The sequence below is a fragment of the Streptomyces sp. NRRL S-1022 genome (genome assembly GCF_000720135.1).
Classification (GTDB): Bacteria; Actinomycetota; Actinomycetes; order Streptomycetales; family Streptomycetaceae; genus Streptomyces.
Genome location: NZ_JOIU01000027.1, coordinates 60,241 through 82,952 on the forward strand (window position 1 = coordinate 60,241; position 22,712 = coordinate 82,952).

The 22,712-nt window shown below is 73.2% G+C and carries 20 protein-coding genes and 1 tRNA gene; 14 read left to right on the forward strand and 7 right to left on the reverse strand.

Annotated elements, in window-relative coordinates:
- Positions 1–258: 258 nt before the first annotated feature.
- From IG05_RS42720 to IG05_RS0132625, 4 genes are all read left to right on the forward strand, one after another.
- Entirely contained in the window at positions 259–528 is a 270-nt protein-coding gene (locus IG05_RS42720) for a hypothetical protein (RefSeq protein ID WP_199808421.1), read from the forward strand.
- A 378-nt stretch (positions 529–906) separates the two neighbouring features.
- Positions 907–2,127, forward strand: coding sequence for a helix-turn-helix domain-containing protein (locus tag IG05_RS0132615; RefSeq protein WP_030347659.1), 1,221 nt, complete (start codon positions 907–909; stop codon positions 2,125–2,127).
- Positions 2,128–2,270: 143 nt separating this feature from the next.
- A complete protein-coding gene (orn, locus tag IG05_RS0132620; RefSeq protein WP_030347660.1) occupies positions 2,271–2,873 on the forward strand; it encodes an oligoribonuclease in 603 nt (200 codons plus the stop codon).
- A 127-nt stretch (positions 2,874–3,000) separates the two neighbouring features.
- Positions 3,001–3,073 (forward strand) — tRNA-His (locus IG05_RS0132625).
- Between the two features lie 168 nt (positions 3,074–3,241).
- Here IG05_RS0132625 and IG05_RS0132630 read toward each other — a convergent pair.
- A complete protein-coding gene (locus IG05_RS0132630; protein ID WP_030347661.1) occupies positions 3,242–4,297 on the reverse strand; it encodes a LacI family DNA-binding transcriptional regulator in 1,056 nt (351 codons plus the stop codon).
- Positions 4,298–4,606: 309 nt separating this feature from the next.
- On the opposite strand from IG05_RS0132630, the gene IG05_RS0132635 reads away from it, so the two are divergent.
- From IG05_RS0132635 to IG05_RS0132650, 4 genes are all read left to right on the forward strand, one after another.
- The gene (locus tag IG05_RS0132635; protein WP_030347662.1) at positions 4,607–5,932 is read left to right on the forward strand and encodes an ABC transporter substrate-binding protein; all 1,326 of its coding nucleotides are present in this window, start codon (positions 4,607–4,609) and stop codon (positions 5,930–5,932) included.
- Positions 5,929–6,954, forward strand: coding sequence for a carbohydrate ABC transporter permease (locus IG05_RS0132640; protein WP_030347663.1), 1,026 nt, complete (start codon positions 5,929–5,931; stop codon positions 6,952–6,954). Before IG05_RS0132635 ends, IG05_RS0132640 begins: the two co-directional genes overlap by 4 nt.
- On the forward strand, positions 6,951–7,841 hold the full coding sequence (locus tag IG05_RS0132645; protein ID WP_030347664.1) for a carbohydrate ABC transporter permease: 891 nt from the start codon (positions 6,951–6,953) through the stop codon (positions 7,839–7,841). The genes IG05_RS0132640 and IG05_RS0132645 overlap by 4 nt, the downstream gene beginning before the upstream one ends.
- Before the next feature lie 100 nt (positions 7,842–7,941).
- On the forward strand, positions 7,942–9,372 hold the full coding sequence (locus IG05_RS0132650; RefSeq protein WP_030347665.1) for a GH1 family beta-glucosidase: 1,431 nt from the start codon (positions 7,942–7,944) through the stop codon (positions 9,370–9,372).
- 53 nt (positions 9,373–9,425) lie between these two features.
- Here IG05_RS0132650 and IG05_RS0132655 read toward each other — a convergent pair whose 3' ends face one another.
- From IG05_RS0132655 to IG05_RS0132665, 3 genes are all read right to left on the reverse strand, one after another.
- A complete protein-coding gene (locus tag IG05_RS0132655) occupies positions 9,426–10,877 on the reverse strand; it encodes a cellulose binding domain-containing protein (RefSeq protein ID WP_030347666.1) in 1,452 nt (483 codons plus the stop codon).
- A gap of 110 nt (positions 10,878–10,987) precedes the next feature.
- A complete protein-coding gene (locus tag IG05_RS0132660; RefSeq protein ID WP_030347667.1) occupies positions 10,988–12,391 on the reverse strand; it encodes a sensor histidine kinase in 1,404 nt (467 codons plus the stop codon).
- Complete coding sequence (locus IG05_RS0132665; protein ID WP_030347668.1) at positions 12,388–13,107, reverse strand: response regulator transcription factor; 720 nt, start codon at positions 13,105–13,107, stop codon at positions 12,388–12,390. The genes IG05_RS0132660 and IG05_RS0132665 overlap by 4 nt, the downstream gene beginning before the upstream one ends.
- 98 nt (positions 13,108–13,205) lie before the next feature.
- On the opposite strand from IG05_RS0132665, the gene IG05_RS0132670 reads away from it, so the two are divergent.
- Positions 13,206–13,718 carry a hypothetical protein gene (locus tag IG05_RS0132670; protein ID WP_030347669.1) on the forward strand — a complete coding sequence of 171 codons (513 nt, stop codon included), beginning with the start codon at positions 13,206–13,208 and terminating at the stop codon, positions 13,716–13,718.
- A gap of 96 nt (positions 13,719–13,814) precedes the next feature.
- On the opposite strand, the gene IG05_RS0132675 is transcribed toward IG05_RS0132670, so the two are convergent.
- Together IG05_RS0132675 and IG05_RS0132680 are read right to left on the reverse strand one after the other, a co-directional pair.
- The gene (locus IG05_RS0132675) at positions 13,815–14,681 is read right to left on the reverse strand and encodes a spermidine synthase (protein ID WP_030347670.1); all 867 of its coding nucleotides are present in this window, start codon (positions 14,679–14,681) and stop codon (positions 13,815–13,817) included.
- A gap of 48 nt (positions 14,682–14,729) precedes the next feature.
- Positions 14,730–15,137 carry a hypothetical protein gene (locus IG05_RS0132680; protein WP_051790527.1) on the reverse strand — a complete coding sequence of 136 codons (408 nt, stop codon included), beginning with the start codon at positions 15,135–15,137 and terminating at the stop codon, positions 14,730–14,732.
- A gap of 266 nt (positions 15,138–15,403) precedes the next feature.
- Here IG05_RS0132680 and IG05_RS0132685 point away from each other — a divergent pair, with 266 nt between their 5' ends.
- The gene (locus IG05_RS0132685; protein WP_030347672.1) at positions 15,404–16,906 is read left to right on the forward strand and encodes a hypothetical protein; all 1,503 of its coding nucleotides are present in this window, start codon (positions 15,404–15,406) and stop codon (positions 16,904–16,906) included.
- A gap of 10 nt (positions 16,907–16,916) precedes the next feature.
- Here IG05_RS0132685 and IG05_RS0132690 read toward each other — a convergent pair whose 3' ends face one another.
- Positions 16,917–17,513 (reverse strand): histidine phosphatase family protein, encoded by a 597-nt coding sequence (locus IG05_RS0132690; protein ID WP_030347673.1) that lies wholly within the window; start codon positions 17,511–17,513, stop codon positions 16,917–16,919.
- Between the two features lie 241 nt (positions 17,514–17,754).
- Here IG05_RS0132690 and IG05_RS0132695 point away from each other — a divergent pair, with 241 nt between their 5' ends.
- From IG05_RS0132695 to IG05_RS0132710, 4 genes are read left to right on the forward strand one after another with little or no spacing between them, the layout of a single operon-like run.
- Complete coding sequence (locus IG05_RS0132695) at positions 17,755–18,699, forward strand: phosphatase PAP2 family protein (RefSeq protein ID WP_030347674.1); 945 nt, start codon at positions 17,755–17,757, stop codon at positions 18,697–18,699.
- Entirely contained in the window at positions 18,596–19,783 is a 1,188-nt protein-coding gene (locus tag IG05_RS0132700) for a hypothetical protein (protein WP_078894656.1), read from the forward strand. The genes IG05_RS0132695 and IG05_RS0132700 overlap by 104 nt, the downstream gene beginning before the upstream one ends.
- Entirely contained in the window at positions 19,774–21,363 is a 1,590-nt protein-coding gene (locus IG05_RS0132705) for a hypothetical protein (RefSeq protein WP_030347676.1), read from the forward strand. The genes IG05_RS0132700 and IG05_RS0132705 overlap by 10 nt, the downstream gene beginning before the upstream one ends.
- Positions 21,360–22,697 carry an AAA domain-containing protein gene (locus IG05_RS0132710; protein WP_030347677.1) on the forward strand — a complete coding sequence of 446 codons (1,338 nt, stop codon included), beginning with the start codon at positions 21,360–21,362 and terminating at the stop codon, positions 22,695–22,697. The genes IG05_RS0132705 and IG05_RS0132710 overlap by 4 nt, the downstream gene beginning before the upstream one ends.
- Positions 22,698–22,712 lie beyond the last annotated feature (15 nt).

Sequence of the window (22,712 nt, forward strand, 5' to 3'; positions counted from 1 at the left end):
TGTCCGGGAAACGTCTTCCCAAGCCCATACCCCCAAGGGTACGGCGGCACGCCTCCTGAGCCCAGATCCCGCGCACGCTCCGTGAGCGGTCCCCCGACGTCCGTAGGGGTTCACCGGAGCATGCACGAGCCGCGCCCGTAACGCAATGGTTGCTGCCCCGTACAGGCGGTTTGCACAGCGTTCACAGCTGTGCCTGCGGTGACCGACGGGTCGAACGGGCGTTGAATCGGGGTGAGCCACCGCCACAGGGAGTACGAGATGCCCGCACCCCGGCCCGGCAGCGAGCCGCGCCCCGCGCCCGACACCGCGAGCGATGTGATCCGCTGGGCGGCCTTCAGCTGCGTGCTCGTGCCCGTGGTGCTCGTCTGGTACGGCACCTCGCTGGCCGGCGCCGCGGGGTCCGCGCTGGGGCTCGCCGCGGTCACGGCCGTCTGCCGGGTGCTGCTGCGCCGCTCCGAGCGGGGCGCCCGGCGTTGCGCCGCGCAAAGAGGCGGACGTCACACCCGGGAGCAGACACCGGTCGACTGACCTGTTTCCGCGCCTCTGAACGCTGCTTTTCAGCCAACTTCTGGATATCGCCCAAGGGGGGCCCGGACCACCCTCCAACCCCCGTTCCACCTGCACGGAAAGGGTCTACGGGCCGCTGCGCACCCTACGCGGTTTGGCCACTGCGACAAGGCGCACTTCCCTGCGCGCCTCACGAGTGCAACGCTTCGTGATCGAATGCTTCACGCCAAGTTGTCATGTCGACAATGTGCCGCGTGGGGAACTGGTCACCGCCCGATCGCGGGAGCCAGTAAATTCGATCTTGACTGTCTTACGGCGGGGGACTCGTGCAGGACCGAGGGGAAACGTGCAGGAGCGACACAACCGAGGAGCCGCGACCACCGAGGGGGGCTTAGCAGTATGAGCCACGACTCCACTGCCTCGCCGGACGCCGCAGCCCGGAAACTGTCCGGGCGACGCCGCAAGGAGATCGTCGCGGTGCTGCTGTTCAGCGGCGGCCCCATTTTCGAGAGTTCCATTCCGCTGTCGGTGTTCGGGATCGACCGCCAGGACGCCGGCGTGCCGCGCTACCGCCTGTTGGTGTGTGCCGGCGAGGAAGGCCCGCTGCGGACCACAGGGGGCCTGGAACTCACCGCACCGCATGGGCTGGAGGCGATCTCACGCGCCGGGACGGTCGTCGTACCGGCCTGGCGTTCGATCACCTCACCGCCACCGGAGGAGGCACTCGACGCGCTGCGCCGGGCACACGAGGAAGGCGCCCGCATCGTCGGGCTGTGCACGGGCGCGTTCGTGCTCGCCGCGGCCGGACTGCTGGACGGCCGCCCGGCGACCACACACTGGATGTACGCACCGACGCTGGCCAAGCGCTATCCGTCGGTGCACGTCGATCCGCGCGAGCTGTTCGTCGACGACGGCGACGTGCTCACGAGCGCGGGTACGGCGGCCGGAATCGATCTCTGTCTGCACATCGTGCGGACGGACCACGGCAACGAGGCGGCCGGCGCGCTCGCCCGGCGCCTGGTGGTCCCACCGCGCCGTTCGGGCGGTCAGGAGCGCTACCTGGACCGCTCTTTACCAGAGGAGATCGGCGCCGACCCGCTCGCCGAGGTCGTCGCCTGGGCGCTGGAACACCTCCACGAGCAGTTCGACGTGGAGACCCTGGCGGCACGCGCCTACATGAGCCGCCGTACGTTCGACCGCCGGTTCCGCTCGCTCACCGGGAGCGCTCCGCTGCAGTGGCTGATCACGCAGCGGGTGCTCCAGGCGCAGCGGCTGCTGGAGACGTCGGACTATTCCGTGGACGAGGTGGCGGGGCGGTGCGGCTTCCGTTCACCTGTCGCGCTGCGCGGGCACTTCCGCCGCCAGCTCGGCTCGTCCCCGGCCGCCTACCGGGCCGCCTACCGGGCCCGTCGTCCGCAGGGCGACAAGCCGCCGGGTGAGGCGGAGCCGGCGATGCCGTCCGGCCAGCAGGGCGCGCCCGCGGGCCTGTCCGGCACCGGACCGGTGGGCCCGCCACCGGCCCTGCTGCACGAGCACCGGGACGGCGGAGTGCCGCTGCAGAGCCGCCGGGCCGCGGCCGGCGCGGTGGGGCTGCTGCCGGGACCGCGCAGCGGCAACTGAGCGGTACGTGCACGAAGCGCCAAGGGGGGCGGAGCGGGACTCCGCTCCCCTTGGCGTGTCCGCCGCTCTTCGCGTGTCCGCGCACCGACAAGGTGGGCGCACGGTCGGTCCAGCTCAGCGCGGCGCGCCGTAAGGTGAGACGCATGAACGATCGCATGGTGTGGATCGACTGCGAGATGACCGGCCTCTCGCTGTCCGACGACGCGCTCATCGAAGTGGCCGCCCTCGTCACCGACTCCGAGCTGAACGTACTCGGCGAGGGGGTGGACATCGTCGTCCGGCCGCCGGCCCGGGCCCTGGAGACGATGCCGGAGGTGGTCCGCCAGATGCACACCGCGTCCGGGCTGCTCGCCGAGCTGGAGAACGGTACGACCCTGAAGGACGCCGAGGAGCAGGTGCTGGCGTACGTGAAGGAGCACGTGAAGGAGCCCGGCAAGGCGCCCCTGTGCGGCAACTCGGTCGGCACCGACCGGGGTTTCCTGCTGCGGGACATGCCGACCCTTGAGGACTACCTCCACTACCGGATCGTCGACGTGTCCTCGGTCAAGGAGCTGGCCCGCCGCTGGTACCCGCGGGCGTACTTCAACAGCCCGGAGAAGAACGGCAACCACCGGGCCCTCGCCGACATCCGCGAGTCGATCGCCGAGCTGCGCTACTACCGCGAGGCCATCTTCGTGCCGCAGCCCGGCCCGGACTCCGACACCGCCAGGGCGATCGCCGCCAAGCACGTCCTGCCCGCGCAGTAGCCGCCCGCGCGGCCTCCCCGGGGCCGCTCGGCGGCCCGCGCGAAAACCTGTGCGCGAGCACCCCTTCGGACCCTGTAGACTTCTTCTCGGCCGGTCGGGGAAACGACAAGTTCCACCGCCGGTCATGGTGGGTGTAGCTCAGCTGGTAGAGCACCTGGTTGTGGTCCAGGATGCCGCGGGTTCGAGTCCCGTCACTCACCCTGAACGTTCAGCCGGTGACTGCGTCGCAAGACGGGTCACCGGCTGAACGCGTTCCGGCGCCCGTTCGGACCACGGGCAGGCCGGATCGGCAGATCTGTTCCAGCCCCCGCCGACCCGGCCTGCGGCTTCGCCGCGCCCCGGTGGCACGGACCTGCCGGACTCTCCCGCTACGACGACGCCCGGACCACCAGTTCCGTCGGGAGGACCGCCCGACGGCGGTCCAGGCCGCGGGAAGCGGGCGGCCGGCGGTCGGCGATCTCGGTGAGGAGGAGGTCGATCATCGCGCGGCCCATCTCCTCGATGGGCTGGCGGACGCTGGTGAGCGGCGGGTCCATGTGCCGGGCGATGGCGGAGTCGTCGTAACCGACCAGGGCGACGTCGTCGGGGATGCGGCGGCCCGCCTCGCGCAGCACCTGGCGGGCGCCGGCCGCCATCACGTCCGAACCGGCGAAGACCGCGTCCAGGTCGGGGTGGTGGGACAGCAGGGCCGTCATCGCCCGGCGGCCGCCCTCCTCGGTGAAGTCGCCCGGCTGGACGAGCAGGTCGTCGGCCGGGTGGCCCGCGTCGCGCAGGGCCTCGCGGTAGCCGTCGACGCGGCGCTGGGCGCCGTAGACGTCCAGGCGGCCGGTGATGTGCGCGATCCGGCGGCGGCCCCGGCCGAGCAGGTGCTCCACGGCCGAGCGGGCCCCGCCGTAGTTGTCCGAGTCCACCGAGGTGAGCGACTCGGCCGCCGAGCGCGGGCCGCTGATCACGGCGGGGATCTCCAGCTGGGACAGGAGGTCGGGCAGCGGGTCGTCGGCGTGGACGGAGACCAGCAGGACGCCGTCGACGCGGTGGGCGGCCAGGTACTGGGCCAGGCGCTGCCGCTCGCGGTCGCTGCCCGCGAAGATCAGCAGCAGCTGCATCTCGGTGTCGGAGATCTCGGCGCCGACCCCGCGCAGCATGTCCGAGAAGTACGGCTCGGCGAAGAACCGGGTCTCCGGCTCGGGGACGACCAGGGCGATGGCGTCGGTGCGGTTGGCCGCGAGGGCGCGGGCGGCGGTGTTGGGGACGTAGCCGAGTTCGGCGACGGCCGCCTCGACCGCGGCGCGGGTGGCGTCGCTGACCCGGGGGGAACCGTTGATGACCCGGGAGACCGTGCCCCGTCCGACCCCGGCCCGCGCGGCGACCTCTTCGAGCGTGGGCCGCCCTCCGCTCCGGCCCCGCCCTCCGTGGCTTGCCATGGGCTCCGCCTTTCTCGCCGTGTCCTGTTCTGGCTGGAATCTAACAGTCCTGGCCAGAGTGGTGAGCAGTACCGGGTGGCCCGTGAGGGCAGTTAACAGGCAGATAACTGAACGCGGTTCGCTCTGTCCGCTCCCTTGACACCCCGCCGGGAACCGACGACCCTTCAACACATCACCTGTGGGAGCGCTCCCACAGTACCTGACACCTACACAACCCGCACGTTCCCCGCCCGAGCCGCAGCGAGTACGAACGGGCCCAATTCCAGCAGTTGGCCGGGGGGTCGGCACGTCAGGCAACAGGAGGACGTAATGCGCACGAGCATCCGCCGGTCCCATCGGCTGATGGCCTTCACGGCCGTGGCCGCACTGACCACCGGGCTGCTGGCCGGCTGTTCCAGCGACTCGGACGACGACTCGTCGGGCAACTCGGGCGGCGGTGGCGGCAAGGGCAAGATCACGCTGACCATCGGGACCTTCGGCGTCTTCGGCTACAAGCAGGCCGGCCTCTACGACGAGTACATGAAGCTCCACAAGGACATCAACATCAAGGAGAACGTCACCACTCGTACCGACGTCTACTGGCCGAAGGTGCTCACCCGCCTCCAGGCCGGCGCCGGCACCGACGACGTCCAGGCCATCGAAGTCGGCAACGTCACCGAGGCCGTGCAGACCCAGGCGAACAAGTTCGTCGACCTCGGCAAGGAGGTCGACAAGTCGCAGTGGCTGGACTGGAAGCTCGCGCAGGCCACCACCAAGGACGGCAAGACCATCGGCCTCGGCACGGACATCGGCCCGATGGCGATCTGCTACCGCAAGGACCTGTTCAAGAAGGCCGGTCTGGAGACGGACCGGAACAAGCTGGCCGCCCAGTGGAAGGGCGACTGGCAGAAGTACGTCGACGTCGGCACGCAGTACATGAAGAAGGCGCCGAACGGCACCAAGTTCGTGGACTCCGCCTCCTCGGTGTACAACGCGGCCCTCGGCGGCGCCGAGACCCGGTACTACGACAAGGACGGCAACATCGTCTGGGACAAGTCCGACGGTGTGAAGAAGTCCTGGGACGCGGCGATGGCCGTCGCCACCAGCGACATGTCGGCCAAGCTGAAGCAGTTCGACAAGCCGTGGGACCAGGGCTTCGCCAACGGCACCTTCGCGACCGTGGCCTGCCCGGCCTGGATGATCGGCTACATCGAGCAGAAGTCCGGTGACTCCGGCAAGGGCAACTGGGACGTGGCGGCGGCCCCGACCGCGGCCAACTGGGGCGGCTCCTTCCTCGGCGTGCCGACGGCGGGCAAGCACCAGAAGGAGGCCGTCGAGCTGGTGAAGTGGCTGACCGCGCCGGAGCAGCAGGCGAAGGTCTTCGCCAAGCAGGCCAGCTTCCCGTCGACCCCGTCGGCGTACGCGACCCTGAAGCCGGCCGCCGACACCACGGCGTACTTCTCGAACGCGCCGATCACGCAGATCTTCGCCGACTCGGCGAAGACCATCCCGGTCCAGTACTTCGGCGTCAAGGACCAGCCGATCAACACCGCGCTGACCGACGTCGGCATCCTCCAGGTCGAGCAGAAGGGCAAGTCGCCCGAGCAGGGCTGGGACGCCGCGAAGAACGAGATCAAGGACGTGCTCGGCCAGTGAGCAGCTCCAAGCAGGCTCTCGCGCATACCGCGTCGAGCGCCGAGGCCGCGCCCGGCACCTCGCCGGGCGCGGCCCGGGGCGCTCGCGGTCGCGGTGCGCCGGCGGCGCCCGACTCCTGGCGCAGCCGGCTGTACCGCTGGGACATGAAGGCGTCGCCGTACGCCTTCGTCGCCCCCTTCTTCCTCCTCTTCGGGGCCTTCTCGCTGATCCCGCTGCTCTACACGGCCTGGTACTCGCTGCACGACGTGCAGCTGTCGGCGCTCGACCACCAGACCTGGGCGGGCCTGGACAACTACAAGAACCTGCTGTCCTCGGACTTCTTCTGGAACGCCCTGAAGAACACGTTCAGCATCGGCGTCATCTCGACGGTGCCGCAGCTGCTGGCCGCGCTCGCGCTGGCGCACCTGCTCAACTACAAGCTGCGCGGCTCGACCATGTGGCGCGTGGTGATGCTGACCCCGTACGCCACCTCGGTGGCGGCGGCGACCCTGGTGTTCACGCTGCTGTACTCGTGGGACGGCGGCATGGTCAACTGGGTCCTGCACTTCTTCGGGGTGGACCCGGTCAACTGGCGCGAGTCCGACTGGGGTTCGCAGTTCGCGGTGTCGTCCATCGTGATCTGGCGGTGGACCGGGTACAACGCGCTGATCTACCTGGCCGCCATGCAGGCGATCCCGGCCGACCTGTACGAGTCGGCGGCGATCGACGGCGCCAACCGCTGGCAGCAGTTCCGGCACGTGACCGTTCCGCAGCTGCGGCCGACGATCCTGTTCACGGTGGTCGTCTCCACCATCGGCGCGACCCAGCTCTTCGGTGAGCCGCTGCTGTTCGGCGGGGTCAGCGGGTCCAAGGGCGGCTCGGAGCACCAGTACCAGACGCTCGGTCTGTACATGTACGACCAGGGCTGGATCATCGGCAACCTCGGCAAGGCGTCCGCGATCGCCTGGTCCATGTTCCTGATCCTGCTGATCATCGCCGCGGTCAACCTGCTGCTCACCCGACGGCTGAGGAAGTCCCAATGACCACCACTGAACTGACCCTGCCCCGGGAGGCGGGCCGGCGCCGCGGCCGGGGCCGGATGGGCGCGGGCAAGCAGCTGCACGCGGGTCCGGTGACCTACCTGGTGCTCACCGTGTTCGCGCTGGTCTCGCTGGCCCCGCTGGTGTGGACGGCGATCGCCGCCTCCCGCACCGACCGGCGGCTGGCCCAGACCCCGCCGCCGCTGTGGTTCGGCGGCAACCTCTTCAAGAACCTCCAGGCCGCCTGGGACCAGGCCGGGCTCGGCACCGCCATGCTGAACTCGGTGATCGTGGCGGGCACCATCACGGTGAGCACGGTGCTGTTCTCCACGCTGGCCGGCTTCGCCTTCGCCAAGCTGCGGTTCCGGTTCTCCAGCGTGCTGCTGCTGCTGACCATCGGCACGATGATGATCCCGCCGCAGCTGGCCGTCGTACCGCTGTACCTGTGGATGTCGGACCTGGGCTGGTCCAACCAGCTCCAGACGGTGATCCTGCCGAGCCTGGTGACCGCGTTCGGTACGTTCTTCATGCGGCAGTACCTGGTGCAGGCGCTGCCGACGGAACTGATCGAGGCGGCCCGGGTGGACGGGGCGAGCAGCCTGCGGATCGTGTGGCACGTGGTCTTCCCGGCCGCGCGGCCCGCGATGGCGGTGCTGGGCCTGCTGACGTTCGTGTTCGCCTGGAACGACTTCCTGTGGCCGATCATCGCCCTGACCCAGCAGAACCCGACCGTGCAGGTGGCCCTGAACTCGCTCGGCACCGGGTACGTCCCCGACCAAGCGGTGATCATGGCGGGCGCGCTGCTCGGTACGCTGCCGCTGCTGGTCGCCTTCCTGCTGTTCGGCAAGCAGATCGTGGGCGGGATCATGCAGGGCGCGATCAAGGGCTGATCGGCCCGTACGGTTTCACGGGGGCCGGGTCACCGCCGTCCCGGCCCCTCCTCCCCCACTTCATCCGTCGGCTCCTCCGACCCTTCATGGGAGCGCTTCCATGCCAGACTCCGTTTCGTCCGTGACGTTTCCTCCCGCCTTCCTCTGGGGCGCCGCGACCTCGGCGTACCAGATCGAGGGGGCGGTGCGGGAGGACGGCCGCACCCCCTCGATCTGGGACACCTTCAGCCATACGCCGGGCAAGACGGCCGCCGGCGAGACGGGGGACGTCGCGGTCGACCACTACCACCGCTACCGCGACGACGTGGCGCTGATGGCGGAGCTGGGCCTGAGCTCGTACCGCTTCTCCGTCTCCTGGTCCCGGGTGCAGCCGACGGGCCGGGGGCCGGCGGTCCAGCGGGGGCTGGACTTCTACCGCCGGCTGGTCGACGAGCTGCTGGCGCGGGGCATCAAGCCGGCGCTCACCCTCTACCACTGGGACCTGCCGCAGGAGCTGGAGGACGCGGGCGGCTGGCCGGTGCGGGACACCGCCTCCCGGTTCGCCGAGTACGCCCAGCTCGTCGGCGAGGCGCTCGGCGACCGGGTGGAGCAGTGGATCACCCTCAACGAGCCGTGGTGCAGCGCCTTCCTCGGCTACGGCTCGGGGGTGCACGCGCCCGGGCGCACCGACCCGGCGGCCTCGCTGCGCGCGGCCCACCACCTCAACCTGGGGCACGGGCTGGCCGCTTCGGCCCTGCGGACGGTGATGCCGGCCCGCAACCAGATCGCGATCAGCCTCAACTCCTCCGTCGTACGGCCGCTCTCCCAGGACCCGGCGGACCTGGCCGCGGCCCGCCGGATCGACGACCTGGCCAACGGCGTCTTCCACGGCCCGATGCTGCACGGCGCGTACCCGTCGTCGCTGCTGGAGGCCACGCGCTCGGTGACCGACTGGTCGTACGTCCTGGACGGCGACGTCCGCACGATCAACGCCCCGCTGGACGCACTGGGCCTGAACTACTACACGCCGACCCTGGTCTCGGCCGCGTCCGGCGGGGCCAAGGGCCCCCGGGCGGACGGTCACGGCTCCAGCGAGCACTCGCCCTGGCCGGCCGCGGACGACGTCCTCTTCCACCAGACCCCCGGCGAGCGCACGGAGATGGGCTGGACGATCGACCCGACGGGCCTGTACGACCTGATCATGCGGTACACGCGCGAGGCGCCGGGCCTGCCCCTGTACGTCACCGAGAACGGTGCGGCCTACGACGACAAGCCCGACCCCGACGGCCGGGTGCACGACCCCGAGCGGATCGCCTACCTGCACGGGCACCTGTCGGCGGTGCGCCGCGCGATCGCCGACGGCGCCGACGTGCGCGGGTACTACCTGTGGTCCCTGATGGACAACTTCGAGTGGTCGTACGGCTACGGCAAGCGGTTCGGCGCGGTGTACGTGGACTACGCGACGCTGGAGCGGACGCCGAAGTCGAGCGCGCGGTGGTACGCGGAGGCGGCCCGGACAGGGGTGCTGCCGGCGGTGGAGACCACCGTGTGACAGGCGGGGCGCGGCCCGTCGTGGGAGCGGGCCGCGCCCTTCGGGAGCGGCAGTCAGCCCTGGTACGCCGCGAACGCCTTCGCGAAGGCGGACTTCTCCTGGAGGATCGAGCTGCACGTGGCGTCGGCGGTGGGCTTGGTGCCGCCGGCGCAGCTCTGGTCGCGGGCCGCGGACCACATGGAGAGCCAGCCGAGGCCCTTGGACTTGGCGAAGTTCACCAGCTGGGTGGCGTCCTCGACCTTGAAGACCTCGGAGGAGACGTCGTTGACACCGATCATCGGGGTGACGGCGACGGCCTTCCAGGCGGCGGTGTCGGACAGCCCCAGCACGCTCTTGACCTGGGCCTGGGTGGCCGTCGCCGCCTGCTCGGCGTACGTGCCCATGTCGCCGCTGTACGCGGGCCCGTAGTCCATCGCCATGATGTTGACGGTGGAGATCTTCACGCCGTTGGCCTTGGCGTCGGCGAGGAGGTTCACGCCGTCCTGGGTGAGTCCCTCGGGCATCACCGGGAGGGTGAAGGAGACGTCCAGGCCCGGGTGCTGGGCCTGGAGCCTGGCGATGGCCTGGGCGCGGCGGGTGTTGGCGGCGGTGTCGGGCAGTGCGCCGCCCTCGACGTCGAAGTCCACCTTGGTCAGCTTGAACGCGTCGACCGCCTTGCCGTAGGCCGCCGCCAGCGCGTCGGCGGAGGAGCAGGTGGTGGCCAGCTCGGAGCCGGAGGCGCCGCCGAAGGAGACCCGGACGTCACCGCCCTTGGCGCGCAGCGAGCCGATCTGCGCGGCCACCGCGTCGCCGGTGAGGTCGGTGACGCCGCCCCACTTGGGGGTGCAGCCGCCGCCGTCGGTGAGGAAGGCGAGGTTGTAGTTCTTCACGCCGGTCGCCTCGGCGGCGCCGAGCAGGTCGAAGGCCGGGTAGAGGCTGGTGTCGACGTACGGGGCGAAGCCGGCGGAGCCGGTGGTGCCGGTTCCGGTGCCGCCCGTGGGGGTGGGCGTGGCGGTGGGGGTGGCGGTCGACTTGGTGGGGGTGGGCGTGGGGGCCAGCGTGGTCTGCGTCGGCCGGCCGCTGGGCTCGGGGGTGGCGCCGCCGTCCGCGGAACACCGGGTGTCGTCGATGCGACAGCCGGTCGGGTCGCCGCTGCCGTTCACCACGAAGCCGACGGTCACGGACTTGCCGGGGGCCAGGCCGGCGGTGTCCCACTTGGCCGGTTGCACGGTGACGTGCTGACCGCTCACGCTGGACTCGCCGTTCCAGAGCGAGCCGAGCTTGGCGCCCGCCGGGAGGTCGAACTCCAGCGTCCAGGTCTTCTCGGCCGCACCGGTGTTGTTGGTGACGACGTACTGGGCGCTGTAGCCCGTCGACCAGTCGCTGGTCTTGGTGTACGCCGCGTTCACCCCGGCCGCGTTCGCGGTGCCGGTGAGCAGGACCGCGCCGCCGCCCGCCACGGCCGCGGCCACCAGGCCGCCTATCGCCTTGTTCCTGCCACTGATCCTGCGCCGGTGCGTGCTCATGCGCGTGCCTGCCTTCGCTGTTCACGGGGGTGTGGTGCGGCAGCACGCTAGCGAGCGGGAAATGGACAAATGGCTTGTCACGGCCGTCGGTTCGGGGACTTAGGGTTCGCTTAAGGGAGAGATCGGGGCCGGTTAAAGGTCGAGACCAATTTGCCCGGTCGGCGTCTTCGCGGCACCCCCCGCCGTCCGCGCCCCACCGGCCCCCGCGCGTCCAGCTGGAACCAGATCCGCACCTCCGTGCCGCCCAGCACCGAGGCGCCGATGCGGACGTCCCCGCCGGTGGACTCGGCGAGCCGGCGCACGATGTCCAGGCCGAGGCCGGTGGAGCCGGTGGTACCGGAGCCCCGGCCGCGGGCCATCGCCGCCTCGGGGTCGGGTATGCCGGGGCCCGCGTCGGAGACGAGCACGATCACCGCGTCCTCGCCGTTGTGCACGTCGACCGCGAAGGCGGTGCCCTCGGGGGTGTGCCGGAAGACGTTGCCGAGCAGGGCGTCGAGGGCGGCGGCCAGGTCGGCGCGGGCCACGGGTGTGCGCACCGGCCGGTCCACGCCGGCCACCCGCCACTTGCGGCCCTCGTCCTCGGCGAGCGCGGACCAGAACTCCATGCGCTCGCGCACCACTTCGGCCGCGTCGCACCCGGCGCCGGGCCCGGCGGCGGCCGTCTGCGGCTTGGCCTCCCGGGCGGTGCGGATGATGGTGTCGACCTCGCGTTCCAGCTGGGCGACGGCGGCACGGGTCTGCTCGGCGGCCGTCCCGGCGCCGAGGGAGGCCGCGTTCAGCCGGAGGACGGTGAGCGGGGTGCGCAGCCGGTGCGAGAGGTCGGCGGCCAGTTCCCGCTCGTTGGCGAGGAGCTGCACGACCTGGTCGGCCATGGAGTTGAACGCGACGGCGGCGAGCCGGAGTTCGGTCGGGCCCTCCTCCCGCACCCGGGCGCCCAGCCTGCCCTCGCCCAGTTCGTGCGCGCCCTCGACCAGCCGCCGGGCGGGCCGCACCATCCGCACCCCGAGCCGGTCGGCGACGGCCACCGAACCGACGATCAGCGCGAGGCCGACGGCCGCGAGCACCGCCCAGGCCGTACCGACACCGTGGCTCATCTCGGACTCGGGGACGTACACCTCGACCACGGCGATGGTGCCGGAGCCGAGCGCGACCGGCTGGAGCAGGGTGGAGCCGCCGGGGACGGTGGTGGTCGAGGCGCGGCCCAGTCTCCGTACGGCCTGGATGTCGCGGGCGGCGGCGCGCTGCCGGCCGAGGTCGAGCGCGCTCCGGCCGCCGTCGGCGGGCAGGTGGACGGCCATTCCGGAGTCGGCGCCGGCCGAGGCCACCACCCGCTCCAGCTCGTCCCGGTCGGTGGTGATGGACAGCGCGGGCGCGACCGCGGCGGCCTGCCGCTCGGCGTTCGAGAAGGCGCGGTCGCGGGCCATCTCCTTGACGACCAGGCCGAGCGGGACGGCGAAGGCGACCACGACCATCGTGGTGACCGCCAGGCAGACCTTGACCAGGGCCCACCTCATCCCGGGACCTGCCCGTCGGCCGGTGAGTCCGCGGGCGGTTCGAGCTTCACGCCGACGCCGCGCAGGGTGTGCAGATAGCGCGGCCGGGCGGCCGTCTCCCCCAGTTTCCGGCGCAGCCAGGACAGATGGACGTCGATGGTCTGGTCGTCGCCGTAGGACTGCTGCCAGACCTCGGCGAGGAGTTCCCTGCGCGGGACGACGACCCCGGGGCGGCCGGCCAGGAAGGCGAGCAGGTCGAACTCCCGGCGGGTCAGGTCGAGCCGGACGCCGTCCAACGCGGCCTGACGGCGCAGCGGGTCGACGGTCAGGCCGCCGACCCGCAGGACGGCCGGGGGCGGGGCCTCCGCGCCGGCGGAGCGGGCCCGCCTCAGCACGGCCGCGATCCGGGCGGAGAGGTGCTCGACGGAGAAGGGCTTGGTGAGGTAGTCGTCCGCCCCCGCGTTCAGCAGCCGGACGACCTCCGTCTCGTCGTCCCGGGCGGTGGCGATGATGACGGGCACGTCGGTGATGCCGCGGAGCATCTTCAGGGCCTCGGAGCCGTCCAGGTCGGGCAGTCCGAGGTCCAGGATGACGAGGTCGAAGCGGAAATGGGCGACCTCGCGCAGCGCCTCCAGTGCCGTACCGACGCTGCGCACGGTGTGTGCGGCGTCGGTCAGATGCCGGATGAGCGCCGAGCGTACGAACTGGTCGTCCTCGACCACGAGCACACTTGCCATGCGCCGCACCGTACGCCATGCGGACGGCCCGGGCGGGAGCCTGTGGACAACCCGGCGCATGTGCACACGGCGGTACCGCTGGGGCAGTATGGCCCGCGATGCGCAGAGGACTCGTACACGTACTGGCGTGGCTGTTCGCGACGGGAGCGGCGGCCACGCTGTCGTGGTGGGGTGTGCACGCGGTGATGGCGGGGACGGCGTACGATCCGCCGCGCGCCCTGCCGGTGACGGCGGCCGACAGGGACGCCCGGGAGGTGCGGCCCGCGTCCCGGACGCCCTCTGCCTCTCCGACCCCGTCGCAGGCGCGCCCGGCCCGGCCGGCGCCCACGCCGACGCGCACCCCGGCCCGTACCCCGTCCCCCTCGCCCACCGCCACCGCCACCGCCACCGGCCGGGTCAGGGCCTACGACACCGACGGCGGCCGGGCGGTGTTCGACCTTGGTCCGGCCGACGCGACGCTGGTCTCGGCGACGCCCGGGACCGGCTGGGGGATGCAGGTGTGGAAGACGGAGAGCTGGATCCGGGTGGAGTTCAGCCGGGGCGCGGACCGGGTGTCGGTGTTCTGCACCTGGCACGACGGGCCACCGCGGGTGGAGGTGGGCACGTACTGACTCCGCGGCGCCCCGGCGCACCGGCCTGCCGCCCCGGCAGGGCGATCGTTCGCGGCGGTCCGTGGTCGCGGCGGCGACCGGTCCGCGGCCGGGGCCCTAGCCGAACACCGAGGGCGGCGGGGCCGGGGAGGCCACCGCGGTCTCGTCCGTCACGGGCAGGGCGCCACCGGTGAAGTCGGTGAGCTGCCTGCCGTGTTCGACCCGTCCGGGGTGCGGGTCGGAGGCGGCGCGGCGGGTGAGGTCGGCGAGCGGCAGCGGGGCGTCGGCGGCGACCAGGATCGCGTTGCCGAAGCGCTTGCCGCGCAGCACGGCCGCGTCGGCGATCAGCGCGAGTTCGCCGAACCGGGCCGCGGCGGTGGCGATCTGCCCGCGCAGGTGCGCGAGCGGCGGACCGTCGGCCAGGTTGGCCGCGTAGACACCGGAGGGCTTCAGGGCGCGGCGGACCTCGTCCAGGAACTCGGTGGAGGTGAGGTGGGCGGGGGTGCGGGCGCCGCCGAACACGTCCGCGACGACCAGGTCGGCCCAGCCGTCCGGCACCTTGGCCAGGCCCGCGCGCGCGTCGACGGCACGCACCCGGACCCGCGCGTTCGGGTCCAGCGGCAGCTCGCGGCGGACCAGGTCGACCAGCCGCGCGTCCCGCTCCACGACCTGCTGGGTGGAGCGGGGACGGGTCGCGGCGACGTACCGTGCGAGGGTGAACGCGCCGCCGCCGAGGTGCACGGCGTGCACGGGTCTGCCGGGCGGGGCGACGAGGTCGATGACATGGCCGAGGCGGCGCTGGTACTCGAAGGAGAGGTGGGCCGGGTCGTCGAGGTCGACGTGCGACTGGGGCGCCCCGTCGATCAGCAGCGTCCAGGCCCGGCCGCGGTCCGGGTCGGGCACGAGCCGCGCGGTCCCGCCGTCGACCGGTTCCTCGACGACGGCGGCGGCCGGTCTGCGCCGCGTGTTCCTGGACCTGCCCATGGGGCCATTTTCGCAGCTGCCGCGAGCGGTCGCGGCCGCGGGCGGGCGTCAGCGGCAGTTGTCGGCGGCCTCGATCAGGCGGGCCGCCTCGCCCAGCGCCCGGCGCAGCACCACCGGGTCGGTGGCGAGGTAGGCCTCGCCGGGCGGCAGCAGCCAGTCGGAGCCCTCCACCGGCGGCTCGGGGGCCAGCCGCAGCCCGCGGCCGTCCGTCTCGGTGCAGGTGCTGCCGGGCATGTCCCAGCCGGCGGCCGTACCGGCCGGCACCAGGAAGCCGAGGGTGCCGCAGCCGTCGTCGTGCAGCACGGGTCCCACCGCGTCCGCGGCTCCCCGCCGCAGGATGTCGACCGCCTCCAGCCCCTGCCGGGTCGGCACCGTCACGAGGTCGCACGCCGCGTTACGCACCGCGCATGACAACGACGGCGACGTACACGGTTCGTTGCTCTGGCTGGTCTCCATGCCGGCCTCCACCACACAGCCCTGTTGCGGTCCATGGGGTTCAACGCGTGAGCGCGTCAACGGCTACGGCACAAGTGCGCCGCAAAGGATGGCACTTCATGGCAGATCGTGGATGAGATATCCGGTTTGTAGCCAAACACCGCGTGGCGCGACCTTCACAACAGGTACGTTCATGCCCGCCGGAACCAGGGCATCACACGGGCGACTCGTCCCGAAATCATCCCGGTCCCGGCATGGTTCGACGGTTCGCACGAGAGGACCCGGCCATGGCGTCGTCAACCGTGACCTCGTCACAGCCCGAACGACCAGCCCGGCCGAACCTCGCCTTCCGGCAGCTGCGCGGCCGGCGCTCACCGGCCGAGTTCGCGGCGCTGGTGCGGCGGGCGGCCCGGGAGATCGGTGAGCGGGTGAGCTGTGACGCGCGCTACATCGGCCGGGTCGAGGCCGGCGAGATCCGCTGCCCCAACTACGCGTACGAACGGGTGTTCCTGCACATGTTCCCCGGCCGCACCCTCACCGACCTCGGCTTCGCCCCCCGCTCGTCCGTCCGCGGCCGCACGGCGCGGACGGACGTGGAGGCGCCGCAGCCGCGCACCGCGGACGCGGCGCCCGGTGAGTCACGCGCGGCCGGGGAGCCGTATGACTCCCACGACACGCAGGGCAGGCACGATCCGCTGGAACCGCACGAACGGTACGAACCGCACGAACCGCACGAACCCTGTGCGGAAGACCCCCTGAACCACGAGGAGAGCGACGTGCTGCGTCGCGCATTCATGACCGGCGGAGGCGCCACGGTGGCCGCCGCCACACTGGCCCCGCTGGGGCTCGCCACCGGCGCCGCGGCGGCCGGACGGCCGCCACGGCGGGTCGGAACCCCCGAGGCGACGGCACTGGAGGAGGCCGTCCGCCGGATCCGGCTGCTCGACGACCGGCACGGCGCGGACGGCCTGTACCGGCGCGCGGCCGCCCCGCTGCGCGCCGCCTACGCGCTGCTCGACGCCGGCGCGACCCGGCAGACCACCGCCGACCGGCTGCACGCGGGCGCCGGTGAACTCGCCATCTCCGTGGGCTGGCTGGCCCACGACTCCGGGCGTTTCGACGACGCCCGCTCGCACTACGCGGAGGCGCTGGCCACCGCCCGCATGACGGGCGACCCGGCCCTGGAGGCGCACGCCTTCTGCAACACCGCGTTCCTGGCCCGGGACGCCGGGCGCCCCCGGGAGGCGGTCCGGGCCGCGCAGGCCGCGCAGCGCGCCGCCCGGCCGCTCGGCTCCGACCGGCTGATGTCCCTGCTCGCGCTGCGCGAGGCGGGCGGCTGGGCGGGGCTGGCCGACCGCACCGGCTGCGCGCAGGCGCTGGCCCGCGCGCACGCCCTCTTCGAGCGGGGCCGCTCGGACGCCGACCCCGAGTGGATGAGCTTCTACGGGGAGGCCGAGCTGGAGGGACTGGAGGCGCAGTGCTGGTCCACGCTGGGCGACTGGGGGCGGGCGTCCCGGCACGCGCGGCGGGCGGCGCGCCTGCAGGATCCGCACTTCACCCGCAACATCGCGCTCTACACCGCGGAGCTGGCCGACGACCTCGCCCGCGAGGGCCGTCCCGACGAGGCGGCGGAGGCGGGGCTGCGGGTACTGTCGTTGCTGGACCAGGTCCAGTCCTCCCGCATCCAGACGATGCTCGCCGGGACCGCGCGGGTGCTGTTGCCGCACCGGCGGGCGTCGGGGGTGTCGGAGTTCCTGGACCGCCACGCCTCGCTGCCCCGGCGGGTGTAGGGGCGCCCCGTCAGCCCGCCAGGTGCCCCAGGTCGTTCCAGCTCTCGATCGCCGGTTCCCCGTAGGCCCAGCCCAGGACGGACAGCGAGGTCGGGTTCAGCCGGATGCGCGCCGCGAAGTCCAGCGGCAGACCCAGCCACCGCGCGCCGATCGACCGCAGGATGTGCCCGTGGGCGAAGACCAGCACGTCGCGGTCGGCCGAGCGGGCCCAGGCGACGACCTCGTCCGCGCGCGCGGTGACCTCGGCGAGGGTCTCGCCCTGCGGGACCCCGTCCCGCCAGATCAGCCAGCCGGGCCGGACGGCCTGGATCTCGGCCGGGGTCATGCCCTCGTACGCGCCGTAGTCCCACTCCATGAGCGTGTCCCACGTCGTGGCGCGGTCGCCGAAACCGGCCAGTTCGCAGGTCTCCCGCGCACGCGACAGCGGGCTGGTGCGCACCTCGGCGTCCGCCAGCCCGTCCAGCGGCGAGCGGTGCAGCCGCTCGCCGAGCAGCTTGGCCCCGCGCCGCCCCTCCTCCAGCAACGGCACGTCGGTCCTGCCGGTGTGCTTGCCGGACAGCGACCAGGCCGTCTGTCCGTGCCGGGCCAGCAGGATGCGCGGTGCCATGCGAGACCTCTCCGGTGGGCGAGCGGGTCCGGGAGGCGGAGCCCGGAACGAGTGGATGCGGTTCTTCCATCATCGCGCACCCCGATTCCGGGCAACCCGCCGGGCGATCCCGGCGTCTTCGTGGAGGACTGAAAACGCGCCGAAGGAGTCCGGAGCTCCCCTCATGGGCCGAGTAGGGACACCGTAAAGTGGCACGGTCGCCCGCCGGGGCGCCGTACAGCAGAAGGGGGAGGGCGATCGGATGCCGCAGACCGAGACACCGGGCACCGAGGTGGTCCCGCGAACCCGGCTGCGCTGGTGGACCGAGCTGCCCCTGATCCTGCTGGTCTACGGCTGTTACTCGGCCGGCCGGCTGCTCGCGCGCGGTGACGTCGGCAGCGCCGTGGACCACGGCCTGGCGATCCTGCGCGTCGAGAAGGCCCTCCACCTCAACGCCGAGCACCCGCTCAACCGGCTGTTCACGCGCGAGGCCTGGCTCGGGGTGCCCGCCGACTTCTGGTACGCCTCGCTGCACTACCTGGTCACGCCGGTCGTCCTCGTCTGGCTGTTCCGGGCCCGCCGCGGGCACTACCGGGCGGCCCGCACCTGGCTGATGTCGTCCACGTTCATCGGTCTGATCGGCTTCACCCTGCTGCCGACCTGCCCGCCCCGCCTGCTCTCCGCCGGCCACGGCTTCGTGGACACCATGGCCCAGTACAGCTCGTACGGCTGGTGGGGCGGCGAGGCCAGCGCCCCGCGCGGCATGGGCGGCATGACCAACCAGTACGCGGCGATGCCGAGTCTGCACGTCGGCTGGGCGCTGTGGTGCGGGGTCATGCTGTGGCGGTACGGCGGCACCCGCACGGCGAAGGTCTTCGGTGTCCTCTACCCGCTGCTCACCGCGATCGTGGTCATGGGCACCGCCAACCACTACTTCCTGGACGCGGCCGCGGGCGTCGCGGTGATGGGCGTGGGCCTCCTGCTGGCGCCGCGGGTGATGCAGGCCGCGGACCTGGTCCGGGTCCGGCTGTCCCGGAGCACCGCACCGGCCCCGGACGCCACGGTTTCCCCGATTGTCAGTGCCGGATGCCAGACTTCGGCGGGTGAGCGAATTCCACGGCAGCGCGAGTCGCGGCACGACCCCGCGGCCGGACCGGACGCCTCCCCCAGCGACGCGGGCGAAGGGACTCCGGCACCGGCTCGCTGAGCTGCGCGGTCCCGACGTACCGGCCAAGTCCCTGGACGCCCGTGCCCTCGCCGCCCTCGCCGCGAATCCGGGGTGCGCGCGGCGGGCGGTGCTGGACGGCGCCGGGGTGGACAAGGCCCGGCTGGCGACCGCGCTGGGCGCGCCGTCCGGCTTCGGGCAGTCGCAGTTCGCGCTGACCCGGGGCAACGCGTTCGAGACGCGGGTCAAGGCGGACGGCGGCGCGGAGCTGCTGCGGCTGGTGCACGGCCGGCTCGACCCGGGCGCCGAACCGCCCGCCGGGGCGGCCGTACCCGACCTGAGCGCGCACGGCCCCGAGGGGCGTACGGCCCGTACGGCGCTGGCGCTGCGGGAGGCCGCGCAGGCCGGCGGCTGGACGCTGCTGGACCATCCGATGCTCGCCCTGGACGTGGCGGGTTCGCCCGCCTTCCTGGAGCCGGACGCGGTGGTGGTGCACCCGGACGGCAGCTGGTCGGTGGTGGAGATCAAGTCCTTCCCGATGGTGGACGGTTCCGCGGACCCGGCGAAGGTGGGCGCGGCGGCCCGGCAGGCCGCGGTGTACGTGCTCGCCCTGGAGGAGGTCGCGGCGCGGCTGGATCCCGCACCGCGCGTACGGCACCGGGTGCTGCTGGTGTGCCCGAAGGACTTCTCGAACCTGCCCGCCGCTTCCGCCGTCGACATCCGCAGGCAGCGTGCCGTCACCGCCCGCCAGCTGGCCCGGCTCACCCGCATCGAGGAACTCGCCGGCGCGCTGCCCGAGGGCACCTGCTTCGCGCCCGACCGGCCCGCCGAGGAGCTGACGGCGGCCGTGGAGGCGGTGCCGGCGGCCTACGCGCCCGAGTGCCTGTCCGCCTGCGAACTGGCCTTCCACTGCCGGGACCGGGCCCGCGCGGCCGGCGCGGTCACCCGCCTCGGCCGGCCCCTGCGGGCCGAACTGGGCGGCCTGGCCACGGTCGAGGAGGTGCTGGCCGCCGCCCGCGGCGAGAGCGGCGACCCGGACGACCCGGCGGTGGCCGCCCTGCGCAGGGCCGCGGCCCTGCGCGCGGAGGCGCTGGCGGCGGCCGCGGAGGTGCCCGCGTGTCCCTGATCACCACCCTCGCCCGGCTGGAGGCCGTCGGCAGCGGCCGGGCGCAGCCCGCGGCGACCGTCCGGCACCGGCATCTGTCCGACCGTCCGCTGGTGTTCGTGCCGCTCACCACGGCCGGTGAGACCGGCGCCCCGCTCGGCGCGCTGGTCGGCACCGACCGGGACGCGCCCCGCCTGCTGGTCGTGCCGCAGCCCCGGGACCGCGATCTGCGCTTCACGTTCCTGGCCGAGCTGGCCGACATCGTCCTGCCGTACATCGAGGCGTACGCCTCGTCGGTGGAGGAGGCCGAGCGCACCGAGACCGACCCGGAGACCGGCAAGCGGGTCAAGGTGGCGGCCGAGCTGTGCGCGGACGCGCCCCAGCTGATCGTGCCGAGCCGCACCGGCCTGGACCTCGTCCGGCTGCTGGGCCGCTCGATGCGGTTCCGGCGCACCGCCGAGCAGGATCCGGACGCGCCCTACCCGGCGCCGCCCCGGGTGCCGTTGCTCGGCCGCTGGCTGACCCACTACGGCGAGCGGGCCCGGGTCCCCGGCTCCTCGCTGCTGCTGGCCCTGACCGACGTGCTGTCCCGGCACTGGGCGACCGGCCAGTCCGGCCTGGAGGACCAGCACCTGGGCGCGCTGCTCGGCTGGATCGACCCCCCGGAGGGCCTGACCGGCGCCGAGGCCGCCCGCCGGGCCGAACTCGCGCGGGACGCCGACGGGCAGCTGCTGTGCCCGCCGGCCGGCCCCGCCACCGACCCGGCGTTCGACAACAAGCTGCTGGCCCCGGCGATCGAGCGCTACGACCGCGCGCGGACCGCGCTGGCCGCCGCCGAGGACCCGCTGGAGGCCGACGGCCGGCTGGCCGCGCTCACCCGGGCGGAGCGGGAGATCCGCGATCTGGTCGAGAGCCGCACCCGGCCCGCCTGGGACGCGGTGTGGCGGGGCCTGGACCTGCTGCGGACGCTGCCGGCCGGCGCGCACGTGGAGGGGCGCTGGACCCGGGACCGCTGGTCGTTCACCGCGCACCGGGACCGGGTGCTGGCCGGGGAGCCGCCGCAGCCGCGCCGGGACGACGCGGTGACGGCGGCGAACAAGCTGGCCACGCGCGAGCGGGAGCAGGCCCGGCTGGAGGCGCAGGAGGCGCTGGACGATCCGCTGGTGATGGCGGGGCGGCGGCTGGCCGGGGAGGCGTTCGCGGGCGAGGTGACCGGTGTCGAGATGGCGTACAGCGAGGGGAAGCGGCCGAGCCCGCGCCCGCTGGTGACGGTCCGCACGGAGGACCGGCCGCATCTCGCGGAGCGGACGCGGGTGTACCGCTCGCTGGGCGGCAAGCCGCAGTCGGCGGAGTTCGTGGGTGAGGAGGCCGAGGGCGTCCTCGTGCTGCGGATCCTGGACCGGATGGGCCGCGGCAAGGAGCCCGAGCCCGGGTCGGTGCCGGAGAAGGGCGACCGGATCTGCTGCACGCTCTTCGAGCACGAGCAGCGCGGCGGCGCGAAGCTGCCCGACCCCGAGGAGACGCCCTGGACGCACGGCGGCCCGCCGGGCGAGCCGGCGCCGGAGGCCCCCGATCCCGTGACCGAGGAGGACGTGCTGTGACGACCGTCGACTTCGACCCCGGAGCCGAGGCCGCCCGCGCCACCGACGCGATCCTTGAGGACACGCTGCACGGCGACCGGCGGGGGGTGGTGGTGGACTCGCCGCCGGGCGCCGGCAAGTCGACCCTGGTGGTCCGCGCGGCCCTGGAACTCGCCGGTGCGGGCCGCCCGCTGATGGTGGTGGCCCAGACCAACGCCCAGGTGGACGACCTGGTCCTGCGGCTCGCCGAGAAGGACCCGGACCTGCCCGTGGGCCGGCTGCACAGCAGCGACACCGACGCGTACGACAAGGCGCTGGACGCCCTGCCGCAGGTCCGTACGTCGGCGAAGGCGGCCGAGCTGACCGGTCTGCCGGTCGTGCTGTCCACCGCCGCGAAGTGGGCGCACGTGAAGGTGGACGAGCCGTGGCGGCACGCCATCGTGGACGAGGCGTACCAGATGCGCTCGGACTCCCTGCTCGCCGTGGCCGGCCTGTTCGAGCGGGCGCTGTTCGTGGGCGACCCCGGGCAGCTGGACCCCTTCTCCATCGTCGGCAGCGAGCAGTGGGCGGGCCTGTCGTACGACCCCTCGGCGTCCGCCGTCACCACGCTCCTGGCCCACAACCCGGACCTGCCCCAGCACCGGCTCCCGGTCTCCTGGCGCCTGCCGGCCTCGGCGGCCCCCCTGGTCTCGACGGCCTTCTACCCGTACACGCCTTTCCGCAGCGGCACGTCCCACGGCGACCGCCGGCTGACCTTCGCGGTCGCCTCGGACGGCTCCGGCCCGGACCGGGTGATCGACGAGGCCGCGGAGTCCGGCTGGGGCCTGCTGGAGCTGCCCGCCCGGCACACCCCGCGCACAGACCCGGAGGCGGTGCGGGCGGTCGCGACGGTCGTCCGGCGCCTGCTCGACAGGGGCGGCGCGGCGGTCTCGGAGCGCGCGCCGGAGCCGGCACCGCTCACCGCGGACCGGATCGCCGTCGGCACCGCCCACCGCGACCAGGCGGCGGCGGTGCGCACGGCGCTGGCCGACCTCGGGGTGCCGGACGTGACCGTCGACACCGCGAACCGCCTGCAGGGCCGGGAGTACGACGTCACGGTGGTCCTGCACCCGCTCTCCGGCCGCCCCGACGCCACCGCGTTCCACCTGGAGACCGGCCGTCTGTGCGTCCTGGCCTCCCGGCACCGCCACGCCTGCATCATGATCTGCCGCGCCGGTGTCACCGACCTCCTGGACGACTACCCCTCCACGGAACCGGTCCAGCTCGGCACGCTGGTGAAGTTCCCGGACGGCTGGGATGCAATGTTTACCACATACCTGCATCTGCTGGAGCACCGTGTGTCGTGGCGTCCCTGAGCTGCGGTGACGCGC